Source organism: Arthrobacter sp. ov118, from assembly GCF_900116495.1.
Taxonomy (GTDB): Bacteria; Actinomycetota; Actinomycetes; order Actinomycetales; family Micrococcaceae; genus Arthrobacter.
The window spans coordinates 14443-39688 of record NZ_FPAY01000003.1 but is presented as its reverse complement, the minus strand read 5'-3'; the positions used below and the strand labels follow the sequence as shown (position 1 = coordinate 39688).

General features: G+C 66.7%; 28 protein-coding genes and 1 tRNA gene. 17 read left to right on the top strand and 12 right to left on the bottom strand.

Annotated features, from left to right (window positions below; translation table 11 throughout):
• The 5 genes from BM372_RS07720 to BM372_RS07700 all read left to right on the top strand — a co-directional run bounded on the left by BM372_RS07720 (nt 1) and on the right by BM372_RS07700 (nt 4799).
• Entirely contained in the window at nt 1-2328 is a 2328-nt protein-coding gene (locus tag BM372_RS07720; RefSeq protein WP_090953861.1) for a carbon starvation CstA family protein, read from the top strand.
• Between the two features lie 13 nt (nt 2329-2341).
• Nucleotides 2342-2533 carry a YbdD/YjiX family protein gene (locus BM372_RS07715; protein ID WP_090953859.1) on the top strand — a complete coding sequence of 64 codons (192 nt, stop codon included), beginning with the start codon at nt 2342-2344 and terminating at the stop codon, nt 2531-2533.
• Between the two features lie 129 nt (nt 2534-2662).
• Nucleotides 2663-3340 (top strand): bacterial proteasome activator family protein, encoded by a 678-nt coding sequence (locus tag BM372_RS07710; RefSeq protein WP_090953857.1) that lies wholly within the window; start codon nt 2663-2665, stop codon nt 3338-3340.
• Between the two features lie 7 nt (nt 3341-3347).
• Nucleotides 3348-3815, top strand: coding sequence for a hypothetical protein (locus tag BM372_RS07705; protein WP_090953855.1), 468 nt, complete (start codon nt 3348-3350; stop codon nt 3813-3815).
• Between the two features lie 138 nt (nt 3816-3953).
• On the top strand, nt 3954-4799 hold the full coding sequence (locus tag BM372_RS07700) for an aldo/keto reductase (protein WP_090953853.1): 846 nt from the start codon (nt 3954-3956) through the stop codon (nt 4797-4799).
• Nucleotides 4800-4927: 128 nt separating this feature from the next.
• Here the strand turns inward: BM372_RS07700 and BM372_RS07695 are convergent, their stop codons facing one another.
• Genes BM372_RS07695 through BM372_RS07685 form a run of 3 tightly spaced genes read right to left on the bottom strand, consistent with a single transcriptional unit; the run spans nt 4928 to nt 7134 of the window.
• Nucleotides 4928-5152 carry a hypothetical protein gene (locus BM372_RS07695; protein WP_256214110.1) on the bottom strand — a complete coding sequence of 75 codons (225 nt, stop codon included), beginning with the start codon at nt 5150-5152 and terminating at the stop codon, nt 4928-4930.
• A gap of 36 nt (nt 5153-5188) precedes the next feature.
• On the bottom strand, nt 5189-6211 hold the full coding sequence (locus BM372_RS07690) for a hypothetical protein (protein ID WP_090953851.1): 1023 nt from the start codon (nt 6209-6211) through the stop codon (nt 5189-5191).
• Nucleotides 6212-6243: 32 nt separating this feature from the next.
• A complete protein-coding gene (locus BM372_RS07685) occupies nt 6244-7134 on the bottom strand; it encodes a biosynthetic peptidoglycan transglycosylase (RefSeq protein ID WP_256214109.1) in 891 nt (296 codons plus the stop codon).
• 342 nt (nt 7135-7476) lie between these two features.
• Here BM372_RS07685 and BM372_RS07680 point away from each other — a divergent pair, with 342 nt between their 5' ends.
• Nucleotides 7477-7779, top strand: coding sequence for a DUF4193 domain-containing protein (locus BM372_RS07680; protein WP_090953847.1), 303 nt, complete (start codon nt 7477-7479; stop codon nt 7777-7779).
• A 93-nt stretch (nt 7780-7872) separates the two neighbouring features.
• Here the strand turns inward: BM372_RS07680 and BM372_RS07675 are convergent, their stop codons facing one another.
• The 6 genes from BM372_RS07675 to tmk form a co-directional block, all read right to left on the bottom strand.
• Entirely contained in the window at nt 7873-8280 is a 408-nt protein-coding gene (locus tag BM372_RS07675) for a hypothetical protein (RefSeq protein ID WP_143111446.1), read from the bottom strand.
• 96 nt (nt 8281-8376) lie between these two features.
• A complete protein-coding gene (locus BM372_RS07670; protein ID WP_090953843.1) occupies nt 8377-9072 on the bottom strand; it encodes a maleylpyruvate isomerase family mycothiol-dependent enzyme in 696 nt (231 codons plus the stop codon).
• A gap of 89 nt (nt 9073-9161) precedes the next feature.
• Nucleotides 9162-9234: transfer RNA gene (locus BM372_RS07665), tRNA-Thr, on the bottom strand.
• Between the two features lie 113 nt (nt 9235-9347).
• Entirely contained in the window at nt 9348-10928 is a 1581-nt protein-coding gene (locus tag BM372_RS07660) for an alpha/beta hydrolase (protein ID WP_177235932.1), read from the bottom strand.
• Between the two features lie 58 nt (nt 10929-10986).
• Nucleotides 10987-12129 (bottom strand): DNA polymerase III subunit delta', encoded by a 1143-nt coding sequence (locus BM372_RS07655; protein ID WP_090953839.1) that lies wholly within the window; start codon nt 12127-12129, stop codon nt 10987-10989.
• Nucleotides 12126-12836: a dTMP kinase gene (gene tmk, locus BM372_RS07650; protein WP_256214108.1), complete on the bottom strand. Its 711-nt coding sequence runs from the start codon at nt 12834-12836 to the stop codon at nt 12126-12128. Before tmk ends, BM372_RS07655 begins: the two co-directional genes overlap by 4 nt.
• A gap of 99 nt (nt 12837-12935) precedes the next feature.
• On the opposite strand from tmk, the gene BM372_RS07645 reads away from it, so the two are divergent.
• A complete protein-coding gene (locus BM372_RS07645) occupies nt 12936-14132 on the top strand; it encodes a trans-sulfuration enzyme family protein (protein WP_090953837.1) in 1197 nt (398 codons plus the stop codon).
• Nucleotides 14133-14141: 9 nt separating this feature from the next.
• Nucleotides 14142-14495 carry a DUF2516 family protein gene (locus tag BM372_RS07640; protein ID WP_090953835.1) on the top strand — a complete coding sequence of 118 codons (354 nt, stop codon included), beginning with the start codon at nt 14142-14144 and terminating at the stop codon, nt 14493-14495.
• Nucleotides 14496-14532: 37 nt separating this feature from the next.
• On the opposite strand, the gene BM372_RS07635 is transcribed toward BM372_RS07640, so the two are convergent.
• Nucleotides 14533-15369 carry a class I SAM-dependent methyltransferase gene (locus tag BM372_RS07635; RefSeq protein WP_177235931.1) on the bottom strand — a complete coding sequence of 279 codons (837 nt, stop codon included), beginning with the start codon at nt 15367-15369 and terminating at the stop codon, nt 14533-14535.
• A gap of 91 nt (nt 15370-15460) precedes the next feature.
• On the opposite strand from BM372_RS07635, the gene BM372_RS07630 reads away from it, so the two are divergent.
• Nucleotides 15461-16207, top strand: a complete 747-nt coding sequence (locus BM372_RS07630; protein WP_090953833.1) for a phosphoglyceromutase — start codon at nt 15461-15463, stop codon at nt 16205-16207.
• Nucleotides 16208-16318: 111 nt separating this feature from the next.
• On the opposite strand, the gene phoU is transcribed toward BM372_RS07630, so the two are convergent.
• Nucleotides 16319-16981: a phosphate signaling complex protein PhoU gene (gene phoU, locus BM372_RS07625; RefSeq protein ID WP_090953831.1), complete on the bottom strand. Its 663-nt coding sequence runs from the start codon at nt 16979-16981 to the stop codon at nt 16319-16321.
• A 207-nt stretch (nt 16982-17188) separates the two neighbouring features.
• Between phoU and BM372_RS07620 the strand changes: the two genes are divergently transcribed.
• A complete protein-coding gene (locus BM372_RS07620) occupies nt 17189-18421 on the top strand; it encodes a sensor histidine kinase (protein WP_090953829.1) in 1233 nt (410 codons plus the stop codon).
• Nucleotides 18418-19098: a response regulator transcription factor gene (locus BM372_RS07615; RefSeq protein ID WP_090953827.1), complete on the top strand. Its 681-nt coding sequence runs from the start codon at nt 18418-18420 to the stop codon at nt 19096-19098. Before BM372_RS07620 ends, BM372_RS07615 begins: the two co-directional genes overlap by 4 nt.
• A 73-nt stretch (nt 19099-19171) precedes the next feature.
• Here BM372_RS07615 and BM372_RS07610 read toward each other — a convergent pair whose 3' ends face one another.
• A complete protein-coding gene (locus tag BM372_RS07610) occupies nt 19172-19747 on the bottom strand; it encodes a hypothetical protein (protein ID WP_090953825.1) in 576 nt (191 codons plus the stop codon).
• Nucleotides 19748-20084: 337 nt separating this feature from the next.
• Here BM372_RS07610 and BM372_RS07605 point away from each other — a divergent pair, with 337 nt between their 5' ends.
• The 6 genes from BM372_RS07605 (at nt 20085) to rlmB (ending at nt 25187) form a co-directional block, all read left to right on the top strand.
• On the top strand, nt 20085-20567 hold the full coding sequence (locus BM372_RS07605) for a CarD family transcriptional regulator (protein WP_026266570.1): 483 nt from the start codon (nt 20085-20087) through the stop codon (nt 20565-20567).
• Nucleotides 20568-20778: 211 nt separating this feature from the next.
• Nucleotides 20779-21606 carry a 2-C-methyl-D-erythritol 4-phosphate cytidylyltransferase gene (ispD, locus tag BM372_RS07600; RefSeq protein ID WP_090953823.1) on the top strand — a complete coding sequence of 276 codons (828 nt, stop codon included), beginning with the start codon at nt 20779-20781 and terminating at the stop codon, nt 21604-21606.
• Nucleotides 21607-21608: 2 nt separating this feature from the next.
• The gene (gene ispF, locus BM372_RS07595) at nt 21609-22109 is read left to right on the top strand and encodes a 2-C-methyl-D-erythritol 2,4-cyclodiphosphate synthase (protein WP_371261714.1); all 501 of its coding nucleotides are present in this window, start codon (nt 21609-21611) and stop codon (nt 22107-22109) included.
• Nucleotides 22110-22185: 76 nt separating this feature from the next.
• On the top strand, nt 22186-22536 hold the full coding sequence (locus BM372_RS07590) for a YajG family lipoprotein (RefSeq protein WP_090953819.1): 351 nt from the start codon (nt 22186-22188) through the stop codon (nt 22534-22536).
• A 63-nt stretch (nt 22537-22599) separates the two neighbouring features.
• On the top strand, nt 22600-24063 hold the full coding sequence (cysS, locus tag BM372_RS07585) for a cysteine--tRNA ligase (protein WP_090953817.1): 1464 nt from the start codon (nt 22600-22602) through the stop codon (nt 24061-24063).
• A gap of 122 nt (nt 24064-24185) precedes the next feature.
• Nucleotides 24186-25187, top strand: a complete 1002-nt coding sequence (gene rlmB, locus BM372_RS07580; protein WP_090954516.1) for a 23S rRNA (guanosine(2251)-2'-O)-methyltransferase RlmB — start codon at nt 24186-24188, stop codon at nt 25185-25187.
• Nucleotides 25188-25246: the final 59 nt, after the last annotated feature.

The following is a 25246-nucleotide window of genomic DNA, read 5'->3' as shown; positions in this document are numbered from 1 at the left end:
ATGGGCACAATGCCAGACGGCACACAACGCGACAGCACGCACGGGAGCTCACAAGGCACCGCACAGCTCGACGACGGGATCACTCCGGACCCGTCCCTTCCGCCAACGTCGGTGGATGAGTCCGTCCGCGACGCCGCGGACCGCAAGTGGACCCCCGCCAAGATCGCGCTGTGGGCAGCCATCGCCCTGCTGGGCGGGGTCGCCTGGATCATGCTCGCCATCATCCGCGGGGAGACCGTCAACGCCATCTGGTTTGTGTTCGCGTCGGTCTGCACGTACCTGATCGGCTACCGCTTCTACTCCAAGGTCATTGAGCGCTACCTGCTCAAGCCCAACGACCGCCGTGCCACCCCGGCCGAATACAAGGCCGACGGCAAGGATTACGTCCGCACGGACCGCAACGTCCTGTTCGGCCACCACTTCGCCGCCATCGCAGGCGCCGGACCCCTGGTCGGCCCGGTCATCGCGGCGCAGATGGGGTACCTGCCCGGCACCATTTGGATCATCATCGGCGTCGTCCTCGCAGGAGCCGTCCAGGACTACCTCGTCCTGTTCTTCTCCATGCGCCGCGGCGGCCGCTCCCTCGGACAAATGGCCCGGGAGGAACTCGGCCTGATCGGCGGCACCGCTGCCCTCGTCGCCACGCTGCTCATCATGGTGATCATCGTCGCCATCCTGGCCCTCGTCGTCGTCAATGCCCTGGGCGAAAGCCCCTGGGGTGTCTTCTCGGTGGGCATGACCATCCCGATCGCCCTCTTCATGGGCGTGTACCTTCGGTTCATCCGGCCGGGCAAGGTCATGGAGGTCTCCATCATCGGCTTCGTGCTGCTCATGGCCGCCATCATCGGCGGCGGAGCCGTGGCGGGTACCGAATGGGGCGCCGCGTTCTTCCACCTGGATAAGGTCACCATCGCCTGGGGCCTCATTGTCTACGGCTTCATCGCCGCGATCCTCCCCGTCTGGCTGCTCCTGGCCCCCCGCGACTACCTCTCCACTTTCATGAAGATCGGCGTGATCGTGATGCTGGCGCTGGCCATCATCGTGGTCCGGCCCGAGATCACCGTCCCGGCCTTCAGCGAGTTCGCCGGCCGCGACAACGGTCCGGTCTTCTCCGGCGCCCTGTTCCCGTTCCTGTTCGTCACGATCGCCTGCGGTGCCCTGTCCGGCTTCCACGCCCTGATCGCCTCCGGTACGACGCCGAAGCTGATCGAAAAGGAACGTCAGACGCGCCTCATCGGCTACGGCGGCATGCTCATGGAATCCTTCGTGGCCATCATGGCGCTCGTCGCCGCCATTTCCATTGACCGCGGCATCTACTTCGCCATGAACGCCCCCGTGGCGCTGACCGGCGGCACAGTTGAGACCGCGGCGCAGTGGGTCAACAGCTTGGGCCTGGCCGGTGTCAACATCTCCGCCGCCGATCTGGCGCAGACGGCCTCGGACGTGGGGGAGCAGAGCATTGTGTCCCGCTCGGGCGGCGCGCCGACGCTCGCCGTCGGCCTGGCCCACATCATGCAGCAGTTCATCGGCGGCACCGCGATGATGGCGTTCTGGTACCACTTCGCCATCATGTTTGAAGCCCTGTTCATCCTCACGGCGGTGGACGCCGGCACCCGCGTTGCGCGCTTCATGCTCCAGGACTCGATCGGCAACTTCATCCCCAAGTTCAAGGACAACTCCTGGCGTCCCGGCGCCTGGCTGTGCACCGCCGTCATGGTGGCGGCCTGGGGCGCCGTCCTGCTGATGGGCGTCACCGACCCGCTGGGCGGCATCAACACGCTGTTCCCGCTGTTTGGGATCGCCAACCAGCTGCTGGCGGCCATTGCCCTCTCGGTCTGCCTGGCCATTGCTGCCAAGCGCACCGCGCTGAAGTACCTGTGGATCGTGGCCGTGCCGTTGGCGTTCGCCGCCGTCGTGACCATCACGGCGAGCTTCCTCAAGATTTTCTCCCCCGTACCCGCGGTGGGCTACTTCGCCAACAACGCAGCCTTCGCCAAGGCGCTGGCGGACGGCAAGACCTCCTTCGGCACTGCCAAGACCCAGGCCGCCATGGAGGCCGTGGTCCGCAACACGATGATCCAGGGCTGGCTGTCGGTCATCTTCGTGGTGCTGAGCATCATCGTCATCATCACGGCCGTGATCGCCACCATCAACGCCCTGCGGAACACGGCCGCGGGACGTGCCAACGTCGAGCACGAGGACCCTGCCCAGGCGTCCCAGGTCTTCGCCCCGGCTGGGTTCATACCCACCGCGGCCGAGCGCGAACTCGTGACCACGTGGAACCAGCTCCCGGCCGGGGAGCGGCTCGAAAAGTCCGGACACCACTGATGCGGAGCCGGACATGAACCCCGTCGTCGCCGGGATCCGGGGGATCGCCGGGTACCTCGGGAAAGTCCTGGGCGCCGATGCCTACAAGAAGTACCTCGAGCATCATGCGGCAGCGGGCCACGCCGGGCCGCCCCTGACCGAGCGGGAGTTCTGGCGCGACCGGACCGACCGGCAGGACACCAACCCCCAGGGCCGGTGCTGCTGACCGTTGAGAACGGGCCGCCGGCACCACCGGCAGGGAAGGGCGCCGTCGGGAACAAGAGTTTCCGACGGCGCCCTTCCGCTTTCGGCGGACCCCCGGCCGCCGCCTCCCGGGCCGTGAGAGTATGAAGCCATGAGCGATCAGCACGACACTCAGTCCGGTGCCCAAACTGCCGAAGACGTACCCGTAGAAGGCACCCCCGTGGACGACGCCCTGCCCGGTACACCTCTGGCGCCACCGGCTTCAGCGCCAGCCGGCCCCGCCGGTGGACCCGGTTCCGGGCCCCGGCCGCCCCGGGGAAGCGAACTTCAGGACCTCGTGGACCAACCCGCGAAGGTCATGCGGATCGGCACGATGGTCAAGCAGTTGCTGGACGAGGTGAAGTCCGCGCCCCTGGACGACGCGGCCCGCGTCCGGCTGGCTGAAATCCACGACCGTTCCATCAAGGAACTCGAGGACGGCCTTGCCCCGGAGCTCGTTGAGGAGCTCGAACGGATCAACCTTCCCTTTCCGGCAGACGCCACCCCCTCTGACGCGGAACTGAGGATAGCCCAGGCCCAGCTGGTCGGCTGGCTTGAGGGACTTTTCCATGGCATCCAGACGGCCATCGCGGCGCAGCACGCCGCCCGGGAGCACACCTACGCCCAGATGCAGCTGCGCCAGCTGCCGCCGGGAACCGTGATCGCCCCCGGCGTCATCATCGGGGAAAACGGCGAACCGGTCCGCGCCGCCGGGCCCCGTCGCGGCGCGGACCCCTCTCAGCCCCCCGAGGCGGCTGACCCGGACCACGGCCCCGGCCAGTATCTTTAGCGCGACCTTGGGTTTCTTCAGCACAGCGCGGCAAGGCCGCAGGGACGACGCCGAACTCGGCAAAGGCCTCTGGCGGCGCGCCCATGACCGGTTCAACCGGGGACTTGACCGCTACCACCAGGTCCTCGAAGGCGTCGAGGACGAGGCACTGTATGCCGAGCTCGTCGACGTCGCGGATCAGCTTTCGGCGCTCGGTCCCAGGGTCCGGAAGATCTGCATGGAGGCGCAGCGGCGGTTTCCCAGCAACGGACTGGATATCCCCGGGCCTCTGGCCGGGGTCCATCGGGCGCTGTCCACGGCAGGCAATTCACTGGCCATGACGGCTGAGGCGGCCGCGATGCTCCGCCTCGCAGTGGGGCCCGTCCCGGTAGGCGCGGCCTCCGTGCGGCGACGTGCCGAAGCCGTGCTGGATCAGGTCCACGACGCCGAACGGCGGCTTGCGGAGGAAACCGGCAGCACTCCGACGCCGGGCTGAGCTCAATTCGGCGCGGCAGAGGGCCGGGGCCGGACTTCGGCGGGCTTGTCTTTATTCCCGCAGTATGCCGGTTTAAGCGCCTAGCTTAGCTCCGCGGATACGCTGGCCGGAGCGGGCCCAAGTTGGCAGGATAAAAGAATGACTTTTTCTCCTGAACTGACTTTCAATGACGGCAACACCATCCCCCAGCTCGGCTACGGCGTATGGCAGGTTGAAGACGACGTGGCCGAAAAGGTAGTGGTCCAGGCGTTCGAAGCCGGGTTCCGCCACATCGACACCGCAAAGATCTACGGCAACGAGGCTGGGGTGGGGCGGGCCATCGAGCGCTCGGGCCTGAAGCCGGAAGAAATCTTCATCACCACCAAGCTGTGGAACGCAGACCAGGGCTACGAGTCCACCCTCAAGGCCTTCGAGGAGTCTCTGGAACGGCTTGGCCTCGAGACACTGGACCTGTACCTGATTCACTGGATGCAGCCCAAACAGGATAAGTACGTCGACACGTGGAAGGCCCTCATCGAGCTCCAGAAGCAGGGCCGGGTCAAGACAATCGGTGTCTCCAACTTCACCAAGGAGGGCCTGCAGCGCCTGATCCACGAGACCGGCGTGGTTCCGGCGATCAACCAGATCGAACTGCACCCGTTCTTCAACCAGGCCGACCTGCGCGAATTCAACGCGTCCAAGGGTATCCTCACCCAGGCTTGGTCGCCGCTGGGCCAGGGCGGCGAGCTCCTTGAGAGCCCGGTCATTTCCCAGATTGCCACAAAGCACGGTGCCACCCCGGCCCAGGTTGTCATCGCCTGGCACTTGGCAATCGGCAACGTGGTCATCCCGAAGTCGGTGACCGAGTCACGGATCCGCGAGAACTACGCGGCCCTGGACGTTACCCTCGACGAGACGGATATTCAGGCCATCAACGGACTGGACCGCTCCGCCGAAGGCGCCGGCCGGATCGGCCCGGACCCCGCAGTCTCCGACTTCGCCTAAGCGGCTGGCGTCAGCAGAGGGCCTTCACCCCCAGGGGTGGAGGCCTTTTCTGCTGCAGCCCCTTCTCTGCCACCACCCTGTTCTGCGCACGCCACTGCGGACCGCCTGGAGAAGCGTCCCGGAGGGAGTCAGGCGGCGGCGCGGCGTACCTTGGCCGGGATTGCATCGACGACGGCCCAGCCATCTTCGCCCCTGACGCACCGGCTGGCGAAACGGTCCGCCGCGGCAGCGTCGTCGAAGCGCTCGGTGCGGATCCGGCCGCAGTCGCTGTCCAGATAGGTGACTTCGAAGTACAGGTCATCGGCATCCAGTGCTTCGCTGAATTTCTGCTGGAAATCCTGGTTCTTATTCATGCTTCCAGTCTGCAACCGACCTCCGACAGTAAGACTTCACTCCTCCGGCGTGTTGCCGAGCCGCAGCACCCGTTCCCGGGCCAGAACTGCCTTGCGGCGTTGCCGGTCCGCGGCCCGTGCGCTCTGCCGCGCCAGGGCCGCTGCCAGCTCATGCCGCTTCCGTGCTCCCTTGAGCTCGGCTTCTGCCTGATCCAGACGCAGCCGGAGTTCGCGAGTCTCGTCGGCCAGCCGGGTGGTGTCGGTCTTCGCCTCCGCCAGGTCCGACGCTGCCCGGCCTGCCTCCTCATCGGCGGCCGCGGCAGATTCTTCTGCCTCTCTCAAAGCCGCCCGTGCCCGTTCCACCGCGGACGGGGTCGGCGTCGTCCGTGCTTTCCCAACAGCTCGGAGCCGGGGCTGTTCCGCTGGCGGTTTTCGGCCCGCGGCTTCAGAACGTGCGGCCCGGTCCGACCGTTCCGCCCGGGGGACGTCCACTGGGCCGGCGTCGGTAGCTCCTTCTACGGTTCCAGCGCGTGTTCCGCTGACCGGTTGGCTGCCGGGAACGGCCACAGCGCCGGCGAGATCGACGACGTCGACGCCGTCCGCGGAAAGCGTCCGAAGCAGGCAGCCGCTTTGAACGGCGGCCGCGGCCCCGGGGTCGGCAGTCGCGGCACGAAGGGTCTCTTCGACTTCTGTTGCCACCGCCTCACTGATCGCCCGGCCCTGCTGGGCCGCCAGGGCCTTTGCCGTTTTGACCGCTCCGGACAACAGCTGGCGCCGGTCCTGGGCCAGGTTACGGAGGGCCGCTGCGTCCAATGCCGACTGTGCAGCGCGCATCGCGGTTCCGAGCTCGGCGACCTCCTGGAGGGTCGCGGGACTGTGGGCCGCGAGCATGTTCACCGCCCATGCCGCCACTGAGGGCTTCGGCAGCGAGCGAACTTCCGCGGCCAGGGCGCGGGCATCTCCGCCGGCTGATCCACCGGCGCCGACCTCTTTGGCAGCGGCCGTTCTCGCTCCCACGAACTCGGCGTACGGCAGGGCATAGAGCGGCCCGGCGATGCCCGCGAGCTCGTGCGTTTCCATGCAAGCATTATCACCGGGCATTCCGGCCCGGCCTAGCCGGCTTCGCTCTGGATACGGTCCTTCACGCTTTGAGGCATGGTCGAGCACGCGTCGCTGTCACCGCGCCGGTCCGCATGGCTGTCGGCCGTGTCCGTGATGCCGACAGTCGCGACTGCCGCCTGCCATCCGCCCAGGCCGGCGATCTGCCGGGGGACCCAGACGTTCGCGGCCCCGTTCACCAGATCCCACACCGCCGGGTGAACGGCCTCTCCCAGGTAGATGCCGCCGTCGGGGTCTCTCCTGACCAGATCTGGCAGAGGTAGCACGCCCATCAGCTGGGCAGACTGGTAATCCGACATGTTCCACGGCGGCGTTCCGAAGTAGTACCAGCTGGCCGCGCAGACGCCATATAGCCGGGGTCCGAACTGGGCGTAGTTCAGATAAAGCTCCAAGGTCCGCGGCGCGCTAACCGTGTAGCTGAACTGAGTCGCGAGGACAGCCTCGATCCCTTTGCGGACGGCGCTCTGGTCGTCCCAGAGGAAGATGTTCTTGACCAGCTGCTGGGGAATAGTGGAACCGCTCGGGTCCGGCTGTCCACGGAAGTACGCCTGAGCCCGGGCTTGAAATTCTCCAAGGTCGAAGGCGCCAGAGCGCGTGCCGAGTTGCTCGTCTTCATGGGCGATTGTCGCAGCCAGCAGGCGGCGGTTGATGTGGTTGATGGAGACGAACTGGTAGATGACGGGCTCGCCGGCCTCGAGCATGTAGGCGGTGCGCGGCAGCGTGATGCCCAGGCTAAACATGAACGCAATGAGTTGGGCCAGAATTAGCGGGGCGACCAGAGCCAGCGGGAGCTTGCGGCGCCACTTGCGCTTGGGACGCCTGCCCGGCTGACCGCCCGGAGGGACCGGCCATTGCGCCTGATCGGGCTCGGTCCGGGGCTCCATCCAGGGCGTAGTCTCCCAAGGTGTCACGGGGTCCGGTACCGGGTACCTCGTGACTTTGGCCGGCGCTGCCTCCGGGCGGTCCTCTGTTGGAAAGCTGTCTGGCGGCGACGACCGCGGCGGGGGCGCTGGTGCTGGAACATCCATCGGTCTGCCTTCGCTTCTCGCCCGGTGGCTCCGGAAAGGGGTGGAGGATGGATGAGATTTTACCGGGTCCGGCTGAATGTGCCCCCTGAGCCAGGTGCGCCAGCACGGCGGGCACAAAACGTGGCCCACGAGCGTTGTACTGTGCGCCTGACGCGTCACGCCCTGATGCGACCCCCAAAAAGAAAGAGCATTAACACTGTGGCAACCGATTATGACGAAGTACGCCCCGACGTCGCGGAATCCCGCAACGCCTCCCTCGAAGCCCTGAAGTCCGCGAACAGCCCGGACGCGCGAAGCGTCGTACTCGAGCTCGACGAAGCCGACACCGTGGACGGGGTGGAACTGCCCGGCGCTGACCTCTCCGGCGAGGAACTGATCATCCAAGTGATCCCGCAGGCAGCGGACGAGTTCACCTGCTATTCCTGTTTCCTCGTCCGGCACCGCTCACAGCTCGCCCGGGAAAAGGACGGACACGCCTACTGCATCGAGTGCGAAGGCTAAACAGCACCCTGCAGTCGGGCCCTTGCGCGCCCCGGGGAGTACACCCCGGGAGAGCGTGGACCCCGGGCTGGCCGGGGCGTGTCCGTTCCCTGACTACTTGCTGGGTTGGTCGTCCGGGCCGGGAGTTTTTTCCGTCCCGGTAGCGGCCTTGCGTGTCGGGCCGACTTTTCCGTCGCGCCCGTAGTCGCCTTTTGTGTAACGGCCTATCTCCGATTCCGCAGTTCGCCCGCCGGCGGTCCCGGCCCTGTCGTAGTCGCCTTTCACGAACCGCCCGGCTTCCTGGGCTTTGCCCCCGAGCGGTTCGGGCAGGCCTCCCTCTGTGCCGGCCTCACCAAAGTCTCCCTGGGTGTACTGGCCTTCTTCATCTTCGGCGTGGCGGCCGCGTTCCGTGCCCGCGGCTCCGTAATCGCCCTTGACGTACCTGCCACGGAGTTCGGGTTCGGGTTGTTCCTTACCGGCTGTCTCGTCTTTGGGATCTTCAAATTCGCTGCTGTCCGCCATGATCTTGCCTTTCACTGACGAATCGCCGCGCCCGCCAGAGGCGCACTTAAAGTCTATCGAGGGCCCGGCAAGTTGAGCACGCCATCTGGACGTGGATCACGGCGTGAGCGGACCCCGAATGACACTTTTAGCGAGGTCGACGTCGCCGTCTAGCACCGCGACGTCGCTAAGGCTGGAGCGTCCCCAGAGGCCCACATACATCTCGTGCAGCGGCGCGGTGACTGACGCCGCGATGCTACCGCTGCCGACAGTCCAGGTAGAGCCGTCCGGAAGGCCGAAGGATACGGCCATTCCGGGGTCGGCCATTCGGTGCAAGCGAAGCTGCCGTGGAGTGAACATGCCCAGGGCCTCGTCGATGCCGTCCAGCAGGAAATCCCCGGCGAACACCGGGTCCTCCAGACCGGATGCCTGGTGGGCGTCGACAAGGTGGATGGCGTGTTCGTGAGCCTGGCGACGAAGCCAGAAACCGGCCCTTTGCGGGGGAGGGCCGAAGTCCCAGCACGGTGCTGCGGGGTCCAGGACGTTCATCGTGGCCAGGAAGTCTGCGGCTCCTTCGAGGAACCATGCCGCTGCGCCCTCCGCAGGTGCGGCGGGTTCCTCAACGAACTTACCCGCCCGAACTACCGCGGCAGCCCATCGTTCTATCGAACCGAGATGCCCGAAAAGGGTGTCGAGAGTCCATCCGGGACAGGCCGGGACTGCGCGGTTCAGCACGTTCTCCGGCTGGCGCGCCAGAGTGATGAGCGCCTCGAGGCTGTGGGTAAGTTCGGCAAGGTGGCGATCCGGCAGCATGAGTCGAGCCTAATAGCCAGGATTCAAACATTGAGGTGAGAGCCGAAAAGACCCCCCCAAAAACCGTAGTTTCCAGGGGGTCCAGCTCGAGCTTCCTGCCAGAATCGAACTGGCGACCTTCTCATTACGAGTGAGACGCTCTACCAACTGAGCTAAGGAAGCAACCACATGAAAGCCGGCGAACCGGGCGCCTCATGCAAGAGACAACTGTAATAGAGTCCCGCCGTCTGGGTCAAAATGAGCGGCAGACGCCGCCTTCCGACGACACCGCGGAGCTAGCAGACGGTGTTGTCGGCCGGCGCCTTGCCGTCCACCAGATAGTCATCGACGGCGTTGCCGATGCAGCTGTTGGAGCGGCCGTAGGCTGTGTGGCCCTCGCCCTTCCACGTCAGCAGCGAGGCATTGCCGAGCTGCTTGCGCAGGGCGCTGGCCCACTCCACGGGCGTAGCCGGGTCGCCGGTGGTCCCCACAACGAGAATCGGGGCGGAACCTTTGTACGATGCCGGGGCAGGGGTCCGGACGTGCTTGTACGGCCAGTCCTTGCAGTTGGTTCCGCCATAGGCGAAGTAATAGCCCAGCGTGGGCGATTCCTGGCGCAGCTTCTGGTCCTCAGCCCGCATGGAGGCGGTGTCGGACACCATGGGATAGTCCAGGCAGTTGATGGCGTTGAAGGCGAAGGTGCTGTTGGACGTGTAGGTCCCGCTGGGGTCCCGGTCGGCGCCGAAATCGGCCAGCTGTAGCATTCCGGTACCATCGCCGGACAGCGCTTGCCCGAGCGCGCGGGTGAGGATGGGCCAGTTGTCATTGTTGTAGAGCGGAATGATGAGGCCGCTGACGAACGTCGACCCCGAGACCGTCCGGCCGTCCTTCGCCGGCAGCGGGTTGGCCTCCGCGGCGCTGATGGCGTTGCGGATCTGCTGGACGCCGTGCTCTGTGCTTCCGGTCAGTGGGCATCCGCTGGTTTGCTGGCATTTGGCGACGTAAGCGTGGAGCGCTTTGTCGAAGGCCTTGGCCTGGCCGCTGGTCAGTTCCTCGTTGCTCAGTGAGGGGTCAATGGCACCGTCGAGGACCAGCCGGCCGACGTTGTCCGGAAAGAGCGAGGCGTAGGTGGAGCCCAAGAGGGTCCCGTAGGAGTAGCCGAGGTAGTTCAGCTTCGCGTCATTGACTACCCCACGCAAAATGTCCAGGTCCTTGGCGGCGCTGGCAGTGTCGATGTGGGCCAGGACCGGACCTGTCTTCTCTACGCATTTGGCCGCGATGACCTTGTTGTCGGCCAAGGCCGCGTTCAGGCCGGCATCGGTATCCAGTGCGTAGGACTTGGCGCGGGAGGCGTCCCGTTCCTTGTCCGTGAGGCAGGTGACCGGGGCGGAGCGCTTCACGCCGCGGGGGTCGAAGCCCACAATGTCGTAGGCGGACCGGACCTTGTCCGAGATGTTGGTGTTGGCGGCGTCCCTGACGAAGTCATAGCCCGAGCCGCCCGGACCGCCGGGGTTCACCAGCAGGGTGCCCTTCTTATCGCCTTTGGTGGCGAGTTTGATGGCGGCAAGTTCGATGCGGTCGCCGTCGGGCTTGCTGTAGTCGAGCGGGACTTTGACCTTGGCGCACTGGAAACCGCCCTCTTCGCACGGCTTCCAGTCAACTTGCTGGGAGTAGTAGCTGCGCAGCTCCGCCGGCGCGGCAGCCACGATCGAGGGATCAGCCTGTCCGTTTGCTGCGCCCGACGTTGCCGCACCCGAACCGCCGCCCCCGAAAAGACTGCACGAGGCAAGTGTCAGTGCCACGGCCACAGCGCCGACAGCCCGCATGCCGATCGTCAGCGATCGGAATGGTGGGGGCTTGGGTCGAGCAGACTTCATGCGGTTCTCCTTGGAGGATAGGAACGGAGGGAAGATGTCGCTGGCGTGGCCGGGACGGTCAAATCAGGCTGGAGGCCATGGACTCGACCGCCAGCAGCGGAGCCACGTTGGTCGTCGTGATCCGCTGACGGGCCTTGTTGATGGCGTCCATGCGGGCGAGCGTCACTTCGGCGGTGGATCGGGAAGCGAAGCCTTCGAGTTCGCTTCTGAGCTCAAGATTGACCAGTTCCACGGCATTACCCATCTGGATGATCAGGACATCCCGGTAAAAGGACAACAGGTCCGTCAGCGTGCGGTCAAGGGAATCGGTGACGGAGCGTTTGGCGCGGCGTTTCTGGTCGTCTTCGAGTTGCTTGACCTGGGCTCGCATCGCTGGCGGCAGCGTCCCGCTTTCGGGGGCGCCGAGGGTGGCCAGCAGCGCGGCTTTTTCGGCGGCGTCGCGCTCGTCGTTGGAGCTGGTGGCTTCGTCGGTGGCGATCTTGACCAGTTTCTCGGCCATCATGACCGCCGCCGTAATGCCGCGGAGGGACAGCGGAACGCGCACGGTCTCCAAGCGGCGCTCCCGGGCCTCGGGGTCGCGGGCCAGGCGGCGGGCGATTCCCACGTGGCTCTGCGCCGCCCGGGCGGCGCGTTCGGCCATCGCCGGGTCCACGCCGTCGCGCTTGACCAGCAGGGCCGCGACGTCGGCGGCAGGCGGAAGCCGCAGCGCCACGGGACGGCAGCGGGAACGGATTGTCACGAGGACGTCGGCGGGGGAGGGCGCGCAGAGCATCCAGACGGTGCGGGGTGTGGGCTCCTCGATGGCCTTGAGCAGGACGTTCGTGGTCCGCTCGGCCATCCGGTCCGCATCCTCCACCACGATGATCCGCCAGCGGCCCGACGACGGCCGGTTGCCGGCGGTGGACACGAGCTCGCGCGCCTCATCGATGGTGATGGTGACCTTTTCCGTGCGCACGAACGCGACGTCGGAATGGGTTTCGCCGAGGATGGTAAGGCAGGCCGGGCATTCCCCGCAGCCGCGCAGACTGACGTCTTCCTGGTCGCAGTTCAGGGCCGCGGCGAAGGCTTTCGCGGCGTTGGAGCGGCCGGAACCGGGCGGGCCGGTGAAAAGCCACGCATGCGTGAGTCCTTCGCCCTGGGCCGCCTGGCGCAGTTGGGCCACCACGGCGTCCTGGCCCTGGAGGTCGTCCCAGACGGTCATGCGGTGCTGCTTTGCGTGACGGGGCTGCTTTGGGTGACGGCCAGCAGGGATTCGACGCGTTCGACGATCCGTGCGGCGAGTTCGGCAACCGGCAGGCGGGCGGGCAACACCAGATAGGCCCCGGGCCGGGCCTCGGCCATGTCCAGGAAGGCCGCCCGGATCGTGGCGTGGAATTCGTCCGCCTCGGATTCGAGGCGGTCCTCGGCGGCGTCGCCTGCGGTGCGCCGTTGCCGGCCGACTGTGGGCTCGACGTCGAGCAGCACCGTGAGGTCCGGCTGCAGGCCCGACGTCGCCCAAGCGTTGATGTCCCGGACTGCCGCCGTCCCGAGGCCGCGGCCGGCGCCTTGGTACGCGACCGAGGAGTCAATGTACCGGTCAGTCAGGACGATCTCGCCGCGCTCCAGCGCGGGCCGGATCACCTGAGTGGCGTGCGCGGCCCGGGAGGCCGCGAAAATCAGGGCCTCCGTGTGGGCATCAATGTGGCCGTGGCCGTGGTCCAGCACGAGCGAACGCAGCTTCTCGCCGATCGGAGTGCCGCCCGGTTCCCGGGTCCGCAGCACCGTGAGGCCGCGCGATTCCAAGGCCTTCGCGAGTTCCGCCGCCTGGGTGGACTTGCCAGCACCGTCTCCGCCCTCGAAGGCAATGAAAAGTCCGGGCAGCAGTCTGGGTAACAGTCGAGGGGACGCTCCGGGGCTCTGGGTAGTCACCGTTCTAGACTACCGACTATCACCGACACCGCGGTCTGCAAATAGTCTGCGGCGTAACGGCTTGGGTGCCCTGCAGGGCGCCCGCGTACCCTGTTCCCCATGAGTCTTTCTGCAGAACACGCCGCCACGCTGTCACCGGAGTCCCTGGTTGTGGCGGCAGGGCGCCCGCCGCGCGCCCGCGACGAACCGGTCAACCCGCCGCTGGTGCTGTCCTCCACCTACTTCGGCACAGGACCGCTGGGCGACGGCGACCGCGGCTACGGCCGGTACTCCAACCCCACGTGGGATCCGTTCGAGGAGGCGCTGGGCCAGCTGGAAGGTGCGGACCTGCCGGGCCTGCTGTACGCCTCGGGACTCGCCGCCGTCAGCTCCGCACTGTCGCTGGTGCCGGCTAACGGAGTACTGGTGATGCCCTCGCACAGCTACGCGGGTTCGGTCACCATGGCCAGCGAAATGGCGGCCAAGGGGTTCCTCGAATTGAGGACGGTGGACATCGCTGACACCAACGCCGTCTTGGCCGCCATCGCCCCGGCCGGTGGCCGCGCCGCCAGCATGTTGTGGCTGGAGAGCCCCACCAACCCCATGCTGGGCATTGCGGACATGCGGGCCCTGGCCGACGCGGCCCATGAGGCCGGCGCGATCGTCGTCACGGACAACACCTTCTCCACGCCGCTGGTGCAGCAGCCCCTTAGCCTGGGTTCCGACGTCGTCCTGCATTCGGTGACCAAATACCTGTCCGGGCACTCCGACGTCGTGCTCGGAGCGCTGGTGACCTCGGACGCTGATCTTCGGGCCGCACTGCTGCACCACCGCACTATCCACGGCGGAATCGCCGGGCCGTTCGAGGCGTGGCTGGCGCTGCGCGGGCTCCGCACCTTGGCGCTGCGGATCGAGCGTTCGCAGGCGTCGGCGCAGACACTTGCCGAACGGCTGAGCGGCCACCCGCGGGTTGCCGGCATCCGCTTCCCCGGGCTGGCTCCGGATCCCGGCCATGAGCGCGCCAAGGCCCAGATGAAGGGCTTTGGCTCCGTCTTGTGCATCGAGGTGGCACCCGTCGACGGCGGCACTGGCCGCCTCAGCGGCGCGGAGGCGGCGGACCGTTTGGTCCGCGCCCTTCATCTCTGGCTTCCCGCCACGTCCCTGGGCGGGGTGGAATCCCTGATCGAACGTCGACGCCGGCATGCGGCTGAGCCGGACAGCGTGCCGGAGAATCTGGTGCGGCTGAGCGTCGGCATTGAGAATGTGGAAGACCTTTGGTCCGATTTGAAACAGGCATTGGACACTCTGGACGGCTAGGCTAAGGGAGTGGACGGACGCATGCTTATTTTCTTTGTCGAATCCGGGATCTACCTGGTCCTGGCGGTCGTGGCCTTTGCCCTGGAGGCCTGGGCGTTTTTCGACTGCCTCCGGCACAAGGCCAACGCGTTCGAGGCCGTGTCGAAGCGGACCAAGACGTTCTGGCTGGCCCTAACCGGCGGTGCGTTCGCGGTGGGCCTGTTCTCCCTGCTCTCGCAACTGGGCAGTGGAGGGGGCGCGAGCTCGCTCGGCATTTTCGGGCTGGCGGCGGTGACGGCGGCGTCCGTGTACCTCGCCGACGTGCGCCCCGCCGTCAAGGACGCCGGCCGTGGCCGCAACATGGGGCCATACGGCCCCTGGTGACTGCCCCCGGTAACTGGCCCCCGATGACAGCAACGGCCTAACTCCCCGGCGCCACGGCTTCCCAGCCGACCGTCACTTCGCCCAGCCGCCAGCGCGACGGCCCGTCCTGGACCGGCCAGCCGGCGTCGAGCAGGGTCCGGCACATTGCTGACCAGCGCTGACGGTTTCCGAACGACGCCAGTGGCGCCGCCTCCAGCCAGGCCTGGTCCATCGCCTGGAGGAAGGCGTGGACCTTCTCCCCGGGAACGTTGCGGTGGATCAGCGCCTTCGGCAGCCGTTCGGCGGCGTCCGAGGGCAGCGTGAATGAACCGAACCGCATGGAGATGCTCAGGCTCAGCGGCCGCTTGGCATCCAGCGCCACCCAGGCGGCGCGGCGCCCGATCTCATCGCAGGTGCCGTCGATGAACAGCCCGCCCGGCGCGAGACGGTCCTGCACCAGCCGCCAGATGCCCGGCACGTCGGCTTCCTCATACTGCCGCAGCACGTTGAAGGCGCGGACCAGCATGGGATCTCCGGCCACGGGCAGCTCAAAGCCGCCCAGCTGGAAACTCAGGCCGGGCTGTTCCAGCGGCTTGGCCTGCCGGACCCGCTCCGGTTCGATTTCGATCCCCACCATTCGCGTGTCCGGGCGGACAGTGGTGAGGCGTTCGAAGAGTTCGACGGCGGTGGCCGGCGAGGCACCGTAGCCAAGGTCGACGGCGAGGGGATGGGCCGCGCCGCGCCACCGCCGGACCTGCGCTCCGGTCAGCCAGCGGTCCACGCGGCGCATCCGGTTGGGGTTGGTGGTTCCGCGGGTCACGTTGCCGACGGGTCTGCCGCCTCTGGCTCCGCCCTGTTTCCGGGGGGCCAGTACCCGTTCAGCCTTCTGCACCACCGGACAAGCCTACCTGCCCCTGCGAAGGGGACGCGGGGCGTGTGATGTAACGCTCAGCGCCGCGCTCGGGGGCTCGGCTAGGATGAAAACCATGACCTACAAGCTGATTCTGCTGCGCCACGGCCACAGCGAATGGAACGCCAAGAACCTGTTCACCGGCTGGGTGGACGTTGACCTGAACGATCAGGGCCGCAAGGAGGCGGTTCGCGGCGGCGAGCTGCTCGTGGAGCACGATATCCTCCCCGACATCCTCTACACCTCGCGGCTGAAGCGGGCCATCAACACGGCAAACCTGGCCCTCGAAACGGCGGACCGCGGCTGGATCGACGTCAAGCGTGACTGGCGCCTCAACGAGCGCCACTACGGCGCGCTGCAGGGCAAGGACAAGGCCCAGACGCTCGCCGAGTTCGGCGAGGAGCAGTTCATGCTGTGGCGCCGTTCCTACGACACCCCGCCGCCGTCGCTGGCCGACGATTCCGAGTTCTCCCAGTTCGGCGACCCGCGGTACGCGGACCTGGGCGACACCATTCCCCGCACCGAGTGCCTCAAGGATGTCCTCATCCGCCTGATGCCGTACTGGGAATCGGAGATCAAGGATGACCTCAAGGCCGGCAAGACCGTGCTGATCACCGCCCACGGCAACTCGCTCCGGGCACTGGTGAAGCACCTGGACGGGATCAGCGACGAGGACATCGCCAGCCTGAACATCCCCACCGGCATCCCGTTGGTCTACGAACTGGACGAGGACTTCAAGCCGCTGAACCCGGGCGGCACGTACCTGGACCCCGAAGCCGCTGCCGAGTCCATCAAGGCAGTCGCCAACCAGGGCAAGAAGTAAGCGGTTCCCGCCCCGCAACACGCGAAGCGCAGGATGCTCTAGAACGTACGACGGCGTCCGGTCACCCCAAGGTGACCGGACGCCGTCGTTGTATCTGCGCCGACGCCGGTGTCAGCTGTGTTCGATGCCGTTCGGCTGCCACGCGCCGGTGACCAGATAGGTGACCTTCTGGGCGACCGAGACGCCGTGGTCGGCGAAGCGCTCAAAGTAGCGGCTGGCAAGGGCAACGTCCACCGTGGTGGCCGGCGACTCCTGCCAGTCGCTGCGCGCGATCGCCTGGAACACGCTCAGATGCAGGTCGTTGACGGCGGAATTGGCTTTCAGGATGTCCCGGGCAACGCCGAGGTCGCGGGTGGCGAGCAGCTCCGTGAGCTTCTGGGCGATCAGCAGGTCCAGCTCCGCGAAGTTTTTGAAGGTCTCCTGCAGCTGATCCGGGACGACGGACGCGGGATAGCGCAACCGCGCCAGCTGGGCCAGGTGGCGGGCGAGGTCGCCCATGCGTTCCAGCGAAGCGCTCATCCGCAGCGAACCGACGAGCGTGCGCAGGTCACTCGCCACCGGTCCTTGCAGGGCCAGGATGTCGATGGCACGCTCGTCGAGGCTGTTTTGCAGGAAATCGATCCGGGCATCGGCGGCAATCACGTCCTCGGCCAGGTCGATATCGGCGCCCGCGAAAGCCGTCGTGGCCTTGTCGATGGCCTCGGTGACCAGCGTTGAGATCTCGACGAGCTGCTCCCTTACCTGGGCGAGCTCCTCCTGAAAAACCTTACGCACGTGTGCGTCCTTTCCTCGGAAATATTGCCTGCAATTGAAGTGGCAGGCGTATTTCGGCGCACCTCCCGGCGCTCCAGCTGTCAACTCTTTCAGTGTCCGGTGAACTGTTGCACCCCTCTAGGTGAACGTTAGCTGAACCGGTACCGGAATCACACGGAGTTTCGGTTCCGGCGATGCCGCAGAGCATAAGCTGGAGCCGTGGATCCAATGCTCATCGGCGTCATCGCCGGCCTGATCGGCCTCTCGGTTGGCATGTTCGGCGTACTCGCATTTCGGGTCAGTGAGCAGCAGCGCCAGATTGTCGACGTCGACGTCGAGGACCCCTCGCTGCCCGACGGCGCCGCGGAGGTCCTCGCCGTCCTCGGCCGTGCGTTCGTGGTGGTGGACGCGATCGACGGCGTGGTCCGCGCCAGCCCTGCCGCCTACGCCTATGGCCTGGTCCGCGGCCACACCGTGGTGCACCAGCAGCTGCTGGAATTGACCGCCAAGGTGCGGCGGGACGGAGTGATCCTCGAAAAGCAGCTGGACCTGCCGCGGGGCCCCCTCGGCCAGGGGACGATCATCGTGCAGGTCCGGGCAGCCGTGATCACCGAGGAATATATCCTCCTGCTCGCCGACGACCGCACCGAATTCACCCGCACTGAGGAAGTCCGCAACGACTTTGTCGCGAACGTCTCCCACGAACTGAAGACACCGGTCGGGGCGATCTCGCTCCTGGCCGAGGCGCTCGAATCGTCCGCTGAGGACCCCGACGCTGTCAAGCGGTTTGCCAAGCGGATGCACAAGGAGTCGACGCGGCTTGCGGCCCTGGTCCAGGACATCATTGAACTCTCGCGGCTTCAGGGCGCCAACGTCGCCCAGCAGGGCCGCCCTGTGGACATCAACACCGTGGTCAGCGAGGCCGTGGACCGCTCCCAGTTGCCCGCCGAGAACAAGAACATCCGGCTCGTGGTCGGGGGGAAAGCGGACTCCGTGGTCTACGGCGACCAGGACCTGCTCGTCACCGCGCTGCGCAACCTGATCGACAACGCCATCCGCTATTCGCCCGAGAACTCCAAGGTGGGCGTCGGCATCCGGGCCAAAGACGGCCTCGTGGCCGTCTCGGTGACGGACCAGGGCGAAGGGCTCAGCGCTGAGGACCAGGAGCGTGTCTTCGAGCGCTTCTACCGTGTCGATGCCGCCCGGTCGCGGCAGACCGGCGGCACGGGCCTGGGCCTGAGCATCGTCAAACACGTCATTTCCAACCATGGCGGCGAGGTGACCGTGTGGTCCCAGCCCGGCCAGGGTTCCACGTTCACCATCCGACTTCCCGAGATGGAAGGCCAGGACGACGGTGACGTCCCCGAGGCGGGCAAAGCCGCTGCCCACCCTTCCGGCCGGGACCACAGACCGCAACGACGTGACGCCGCCGGCGTCCATGAGCAAGGAGCTAGCGCTTGAGCCGGATTCTGATTGTCGAGGACGAGGAGTCCTTCAGCGACCCCCTGTCCTATCTGCTGGGCAAGGAAGGGTTTGAAGTGGAGGTGGTGGACAACGGACTGGACGCCATCACGGAATTCGACCGCAACGGTGCCGACCTGGTGCTCTTGGACCTGCAGCTGCCGGGCCAGTCGGGCACCGAGGTCTGCCGCCAGCTCAGGCAACGCTCGGGCGTGCCCGTGATCATGCTGACGGCGAAGGACTCGGAAATCGACAAGGTGGTGGGCCTGGAACTGGGCGCCGACGACTACGTCACCAAGCCCTACTCCTCCCGGGAGCTTGTCGCCCGGGTCCGTGCCGTGCTGCGCCGCCAGAGCGAACCGGAGGAGCTCGTCTCCAGCACGGTGCAGGCCGGTCCGGTCCGGATGGACATCGAACGCCATGTGGTCAGCGTCGGAGGCGAGCAGGTCGCCTTGCCGCTCAAAGAGTTCGAGCTGCTGGAAATGCTGTTGCGCAACTCGGGCCGGGTTCTGACCCGCGGCCAGCTCATTGACAGGGTTTGGGGCTCCGACTACGTGGGGGACACCAAGACCCTCGACGTCCACGTCAAGCGGCTCCGCAGCAAGATTGAGCCGGATGCCTCTGCGCCGCGGTACCTGATCACCGTCCGGGGGCTGGGCTACAAGTTCGAGCCCTAAGGGCTAGCCGCAGGCAAAAAGGAGGGGCACCCGCGGGTGCCCCTCCTTTTTGCAATGCGTCCAGCGGTGGAGGTTAGTGCCCCGCGGTGCTGCTCGGCGTCGGCGTGGCCGTGGCCGACTCGGTGGAGGTTGCCGTCTCTGTCGACGTGGCGGTGCTGCTGGCCGTGGGCTCCGGCGTCGGCAGGTACGACTTGTAGTCGACGATCGTGCCGTCCAGAACGGGAACCGCGAACTTGGCGTCCTGGCTGCTGGCGTCATCGGAGATGGTGACCTCGGCGAGGCCGCCCGGCTTGGCGCCGGCGGGGATCAGAATCTTTGCCTCGGTGGTGTCGTTGAGCATCGTGTACGAGTGCTGCTTGACCGGGACCTCGGCCTGTGAGCCCTGTGCGCCCTTGATGGTCAGCACCGCGTCCTGGGAGGAGGGGTTGTACACGGCGCCGATCACGCGGCCCGGCTTGTCTTCGCCGTCGGAAATAATGATGAAGTTGCGCAACTGCAGCGGTCCGAGGTCGGTGCGTGTTCCGTCCGATGCCGAGTACTGCTCCGCCGTCTGCTGGGGATTGATGTAGCCGCAGCCGGTCACGGACAGCAGGCCGATGCCAAGTGCAGCCGTTGCCATTGCCAGCTTGCCGCGCTGGCCCCGGTTCATCGCAGTGAAACGCACGTCACGCACTCCTTGAGAATCTTGAAACATTATTCAGCCATAGCCTAGCCGCAAACGGCCTCAAACAAGGATTCGGCCCCTACACATAAGTGCGCCCATGAGCGCGCAGCCGAGTGCGTCCCGGGCAGCATGGCGGCTCGGGGCTGGGCCCGAAACCTCTTGGCAGTTGGCGCCGAAGGCACTATTATCCGCATTCGTCAAGGGGTTTGCGGGGGTGGATTAGGGTCATTTTCCGCGGATTCATGCGGTTCCGGACCCCTTTGGAGGCCAGTTGTATGCCTTAATCGTGATAAACTGGTCTGCGGGAAAGGGGAATGTCCACATGGTTTTTGAGGTCGGCGAGACAGTAGTTTACCCTCACCACGGTGCAGCGAAAATTGAAGAAATCAAGATGCGCACCGTCAAGGGCGAAGAGAAGATGTATCTCAAGCTCAAGGTGGCTCAGGGTGATCTGACCATTGAAGTTCCAGCAGAAAACGTTGACCTGGTTGGGGTTCGGGACGTGGTGGGCAAGGAAGGCTTGGAGCACGTGTTCGACGTGCTGCGCGCCGAGTTCACTGAAGAACCCACCAACTGGTCACGTCGTTACAAGGCAAACCTGGAAAAGCTAGCTTCCGGCGACGTCATCAAGGTAGCAGAGGTCGTCCGTGACCTTTGGCGCCGCGATCACGACCGGGGTCTCTCCGCAGGAGAGAAGCGCATGCTGGCCAAGGCCCGCCAGATCCTCATTTCGGAACTGGCACTGGCTGAAAAGACGGATGAAGAGAAGGCCGCAAGCGTTCTCGACGAGGTCTTGGCTTCCTGACGCAGGATGATTACCAGGGCCGGCCCCAGCAGGAGCCGGCACAGAAAAAGAATCGAACCCCGGTGGCACCAGGCCGCCGGGGTTTCTTCTTGTCCTCTTGCAGCCGCCGCCCTCCTCGGTTGAGCTATCACTTATGGTCCTTATGAGCGCCCCATAGCAGCCGCCACAACCGATAGCGCAACGGGGTAGTCAGGGACGTAGGCTTGGGCGCATGGACACTGCACCGACGAACACGTCACCGGCCGGCGCCGCTACCGCGGTCATTGTTGTCGCTGCCGGCTCCGGGCAGCGCCTGGGCTATGGCATGCCGAAGGCCAAGGTACCCCTTGGCGGGGACACCATCCTCACCCACGCCCTGCGGGGTGTGGCGGCCGCCGGCGTCGCGGGGCAGATCTGCATTGCCATCCCCCCGGGAGATCCGGAGCTGCAGGCGCTATGCGAGGCATTCGCGCAGGAGTTGGCTTCCGGCCGCGCTGCGGTGCCCGGCCACGGCGTCCAGGTTCCGGTGGTGACGGTCGTCGACGGCGGAGCGAGCCGCGCCGATTCTGTGCGTGCCGCGATGGCCGCGCTCCTGCCCGGCGTTGAATCCGTTCTGGTCCACGATGCCGCCCGCGCCTTGGCGCCGGAGGCCGTCTTCCACCGCGTCGCCGCCGCGCTCGGCGCCGGTGCCTCGGCCGTCATTCCGGTGATACCGGTGGTGGACACCGTCAAGACCGTCGAACCGACCACCGGCGACGGCGCGGCGGTGGCCCCTGAGCTGGTCACCGGCACGGCACCCCGGGAATCGCTCCGGGCGGTCCAGACGCCGCAGGGGTTTGACCTCGGCACCCTCAGAAGCGCCCACGAGGCTGCGGCCGGGTTCGACGCCGCCCAGGCGGCCCTTGTCACTGACGATGCGATGCTCGTCGAACTCCTCGGTATTCCCGTCCACGCGGTGCGCGGCGCAAGCCAGTCCCTCAAAATCACCACACCCCTGGACCTGATCCTGGCCGAGGGGCTCCTTGAGGGACCCCTCGGCGTGCGGTGGGTGGAGGGATGAGCATGTCCGCCAACCCGCCGCTCATCCCCAGGACCGGGATCGGGATCGACGTGCACGCCTTTGCTGCCGTGGACGAGCCGCAGCCGCTGTGGCTCGGTGGTCTCTTGTGGGAAGGCGAGCGGGGGCTGTCCGGCCATTCCGACGGCGACCCCGTGGCGCACGCCGCCGCCGACGCGCTCTTCTCTGCCTGCGGGATCGGGGATCTCGGCACACACTTCGGTACGGACAGGCCCGAATACGCGGGGGCATCCGGAGTGACCCTGCTGGCCGAGGCCGCCCGCATTGTGCGGACCCACGGCTTCGAAATCGGCAACATCGCCGTGCAGTTCGTGGCCAACCGGCCCAAATTCGGCCCCCGGCGGGAGGAGTCCCAGCGGGTCCTCAGCGACGCCGCCGCAGCGCCGGTCAGCGTCACGGCCACGACAAGCGACGGGCTGGGGTTCACCGGCCGCGGCGAGGGGATCTCGGCCGTGGCGACGGCGCTGGTCTATCCGGTCCGCTAAGCAAGTCCGGCCTCCGTCACCTACGCTTGAGGGGAAGGCCAGTGCTATCCCGTTCCAAACCGCCAGGAGACCTGCCGTGAAGAAGCTGCTATCCGCCGTCGCCCTCGTGGCAGGAACGCTGCTGGCCGGGTGCGCCGGCACCCCGGCGGCGCCTGCCACCACGCCGAAGTTGAGCGTCGAGGAAAGCTGCAAGTTCCTCAACAACGATACCTTCGCGCCCTCCGGGACCGCGAAAGAGCAGGCCGCGCAGATCGGCCAGCACTACCAGGAAGTTTCGGACAAGGTGGCGCCGGAGGTGGGCGAGCCCATCCATCAGATGGCCGAGATCATGAAGCAGGTTGCCGCGAGCCCCACGGGGACCAAGACGGACGCGCAGACGGCCCAGCTCACCGAGCAGATCAACAAGATCGGCCAGTACTGCAAGTAGGCAGCCATGCCGGCCCCAAGCCCGCCGGTGAGGCCGCGGACCGCCATCGGCTAATCTGGAGCGGTGACCCTGCGCTTTTACGACACCGCATCCGCCGAAGTCCGCGACTTCGTCCCCCTCGTACCGGGCCAAGTAAGCCTGTACTACTGCGGAGCCACCGTGCAAGGCATGCCACACGTCGGCCACATCCGCTCAGCCATCGCGTTCGACCAGCTGACCCGCTGGCTCCAGTACCGGGGTTTCCGCGTGACGGTGGTCCGCAACGTCACGGACATCGATGACAAGATCCTCGCCAAGTCCGCCGCCTCCTTCGGTCCGGACTTTGAGGACGAGCCCGGAGCCCTCCGCAACGAGGAATGGTGGGCCCTGGCGTACCGCTACGAGCAGGAATTCCTCAAGGCCTACGACACCCTGGGCGTCTCCCGCCCCACTTATGAGCCTCGCGCCACCGGCCACATCCCGGAAATGCACGCCCTCATCCAGCTGCTGATCGACCGCGGCCACGCCTACCCGGCCCTGGACGACTCCGGCGACGTCTACTTCGACGTGCGCTCGTGGAACAAGTACGGCACGCTGACGCGCCAGAAAATCGACGACATGCAGGGCGCCCCGGACGCCGACCCGCGCGGCAAGAAAGACCCCCGCGACTTTGCGCTGTGGAAGGGCTACAAGGACGGGGAGCCGACGACGGCGAGCTGGTCCTCCCCGTGGGGCGCCGGCCGCCCGGGCTGGCACCTGGAATGCTCCGCGATGGTCACCAAGTACCTCGGCACCGAGTTCGACATTCACGGCGGCGGTCTGGACCTGCGCTTCCCGCACCACGAAAATGAGATGGCGCAGTCCCAGGCGGCGGGCCACGGCTTCGCCAACTTCTGGATGCACAACGGCATGGTCACCTACGCCGGGGAGAAGATGTCCAAGTCCATCGGCAACACCGTCAGCCCGACCGAAATGCTCGAACTCGCCCCGCCGCGCGTTGTCCGCTACTACCTCGGCCAGGCGCAGTACCGCTCGGTCCTGGACTACCAGCCGACGTCCCTGCAGGAAGCCGCAGCCGCCGTCGAACGCATTGACGGCTTCCTCAGTCGCGCCGCCCGTGTCCTTCCCGACACGCCAGCGGCGGGTTCGCCCGCTGATGCGCCCGCTGCCTGCGTCCCGGACGCCTTCGCAGCCGCCATGGACGACGACCTCAACGTCCCGCAAGCCCTCGCCGCCTTGCACGACGCCGTCCGGGCGGGGAATACGGCCCTCACGGCGGGGGACCTCGACGCCGCCGGGCAGGCAGTCGCGGCCGTCACGGCCATGGTAGAAGTGCTGGGCCTGAACGCCACGGCGCAGCCTGCAGCGGACGAAGAAGCCAACACCGCCCTTGGGGTCCTCATCGAGGCGCAACTGGAAGCCAGGGCCCGGGCCAGGGCGTCCAAGGACTGGGCCGCTTCCGACGCCATCCGGGACACGCTGGCCGCCGCCGGCGTCGTCGTCGAGGACGGCCCCGACGGCGCGAGCTGGAGTCTCAAGCGGGGCTGAACCCCTCGGACGACGGCGGATGAGGCGGCCGCCGGCGTCCGAAGCGGTGCGAGGATTTAACTCGAGTCAGTAGACTGGAGTTCAGGATTATCAACGAATCGCGTATTTAAAGGGTGAAACTCATGGCCAACAACGGTCGCCGCTCGGTCAAAATGAAGAAGGGCCCCACCGTCGGAACCGGCGGTCACGGCCGCAAGGCACTCGAGGGCAAGGGCCCCACGCCGAAGGCGGAAGACCGCCCCTACCACAAGGCGTTCAAGAACAAGCAGCTCGCAGAGCGCTCCGAGGCCAAGCGCGCCAGCGGAAGCCGAACCACGAGTGCCGCCGCCCGCACCGGCCGCTCCGGTCCTAAGGGCCGCGCCACGGAAGAGGTCGTCACCGGCCGCAACTCGGTGGTCGAAGCCCTCCGCGCCGGTGTCCCGGCCAAGGCCCTGCACGTCGCCGTCCGCATCGAAATGGACGACCGCGTCAAGGAATCCCTGAAGCTCGCCGCCGAACGCGGCATCCCGCTGATGGAAACCGGCAAGCCCGAGCTCGACCGCATGACCGACGACGCCATTCACCAAGGACTCGTGCTGCAGATCCCGCCGTACGAATACCAGGACGCGTACGAGCTCGCCGAAGCGACCATCGAGGCCTGGAAGAAGGGCCACGTCGCCAACGCCCCGCTCTTCGTTGCGCTCGACGGCATTACCGATCCCCGCAACCTCGGCGCGATCATCCGCTCCGTTTCGGCCTTCAGCGGCCACGGCGTCGTCGTCCCGGAGCGCCGCTCCGTAGGCGTCACCGCCTCGGCCTGGAAGACCAGCGCCGGCGCGGCCGTCCGCGTACCCGTCGCACGCGCGGCCAACCTGAACAACACGCTCAAGGCGTTCAAGAACATGGGCATCTACGTCCTGGGGCTCGACGGCGACGGCGACGTCTCGCTGCCCGACCTCGCCCTGGCCACGGAGCCGGTATGCCTCGTTGTCGGTTCCGAGGGCAAGGGCCTGAGCCGCCTGGTCCGCGAAAACTGCGACCAGATCGTTTCCATCCCGATCGACTCAGCCATGGAATCGCTCAACGCCTCCATGGCAGTAGGCATCTCCCTCTACGAAATCTCCCGCCAGCGCTCTGCCAAGTAGTCCTTCGGTTTGGGCAACGCGGGGTCAGATCGCGCCCATCCGAGGCCTCAGAATGGGCG

What these genes read in the sequence shown, in the direction of transcription:
- BM372_RS07720 (WP_090953861.1), top strand. Translation starts at nt 1, where the DNA reads ATGGGCACAATGCCAGACGGCACACAACGCGACAGCACGCACGGGAGC.
- BM372_RS07715 (WP_090953859.1), top strand. Translation starts at nt 2,342, where the DNA reads ATGAACCCCGTCGTCGCCGGGATCCGGGGGATCGCCGGGTACCTCGGG.
- BM372_RS07710 (WP_090953857.1), top strand. Translation starts at nt 2,663, where the DNA reads ATGAGCGATCAGCACGACACTCAGTCCGGTGCCCAAACTGCCGAAGAC.
- BM372_RS07700 (WP_090953853.1), top strand. Translation starts at nt 3,954, where the DNA reads ATGACTTTTTCTCCTGAACTGACTTTCAATGACGGCAACACCATCCCC.
- BM372_RS07695 (WP_256214110.1), bottom strand. Translation starts at nt 5,152, where the DNA reads ATGAATAAGAACCAGGATTTCCAGCAGAAATTCAGCGAAGCACTGGAT.
- BM372_RS07690 (WP_090953851.1), bottom strand. Translation starts at nt 6,211, where the DNA reads ATGGAAACGCACGAGCTCGCGGGCATCGCCGGGCCGCTCTATGCCCTG.
- BM372_RS07685 (WP_256214109.1), bottom strand. Translation starts at nt 7,134, where the DNA reads ATGGAGCCCCGGACCGAGCCCGATCAGGCGCAATGGCCGGTCCCTCCG.
- BM372_RS07675 (WP_143111446.1), bottom strand. Translation starts at nt 8,280, where the DNA reads ATGGCGGACAGCAGCGAATTTGAAGATCCCAAAGACGAGACAGCCGGT.
- BM372_RS07670 (WP_090953843.1), bottom strand. Translation starts at nt 9,072, where the DNA reads ATGCTGCCGGATCGCCACCTTGCCGAACTTACCCACAGCCTCGAGGCG.
- BM372_RS07660 (WP_177235932.1), bottom strand. Translation starts at nt 10,928, where the DNA reads ATGAAGTCTGCTCGACCCAAGCCCCCACCATTCCGATCGCTGACGATC.
- BM372_RS07655 (WP_090953839.1), bottom strand. Translation starts at nt 12,129, where the DNA reads ATGACCGTCTGGGACGACCTCCAGGGCCAGGACGCCGTGGTGGCCCAA.
- BM372_RS07645 (WP_090953837.1), top strand. Translation starts at nt 12,936, where the DNA reads ATGAGTCTTTCTGCAGAACACGCCGCCACGCTGTCACCGGAGTCCCTG.
- BM372_RS07630 (WP_090953833.1), top strand. Translation starts at nt 15,461, where the DNA reads ATGACCTACAAGCTGATTCTGCTGCGCCACGGCCACAGCGAATGGAAC.
- BM372_RS07620 (WP_090953829.1), top strand. Translation starts at nt 17,189, where the DNA reads ATGCTCATCGGCGTCATCGCCGGCCTGATCGGCCTCTCGGTTGGCATG.
- BM372_RS07610 (WP_090953825.1), bottom strand. Translation starts at nt 19,747, where the DNA reads ATGAACCGGGGCCAGCGCGGCAAGCTGGCAATGGCAACGGCTGCACTT.
- BM372_RS07605 (WP_026266570.1), top strand. Translation starts at nt 20,085, where the DNA reads ATGGTTTTTGAGGTCGGCGAGACAGTAGTTTACCCTCACCACGGTGCA.
- ispD (WP_090953823.1), top strand. Translation starts at nt 20,779, where the DNA reads ATGGACACTGCACCGACGAACACGTCACCGGCCGGCGCCGCTACCGCG.
- ispF (WP_371261714.1), top strand. Translation starts at nt 21,609, where the DNA reads ATGTCCGCCAACCCGCCGCTCATCCCCAGGACCGGGATCGGGATCGAC.
- rlmB (WP_090954516.1), top strand. Translation starts at nt 24,186, where the DNA reads ATGGCCAACAACGGTCGCCGCTCGGTCAAAATGAAGAAGGGCCCCACC.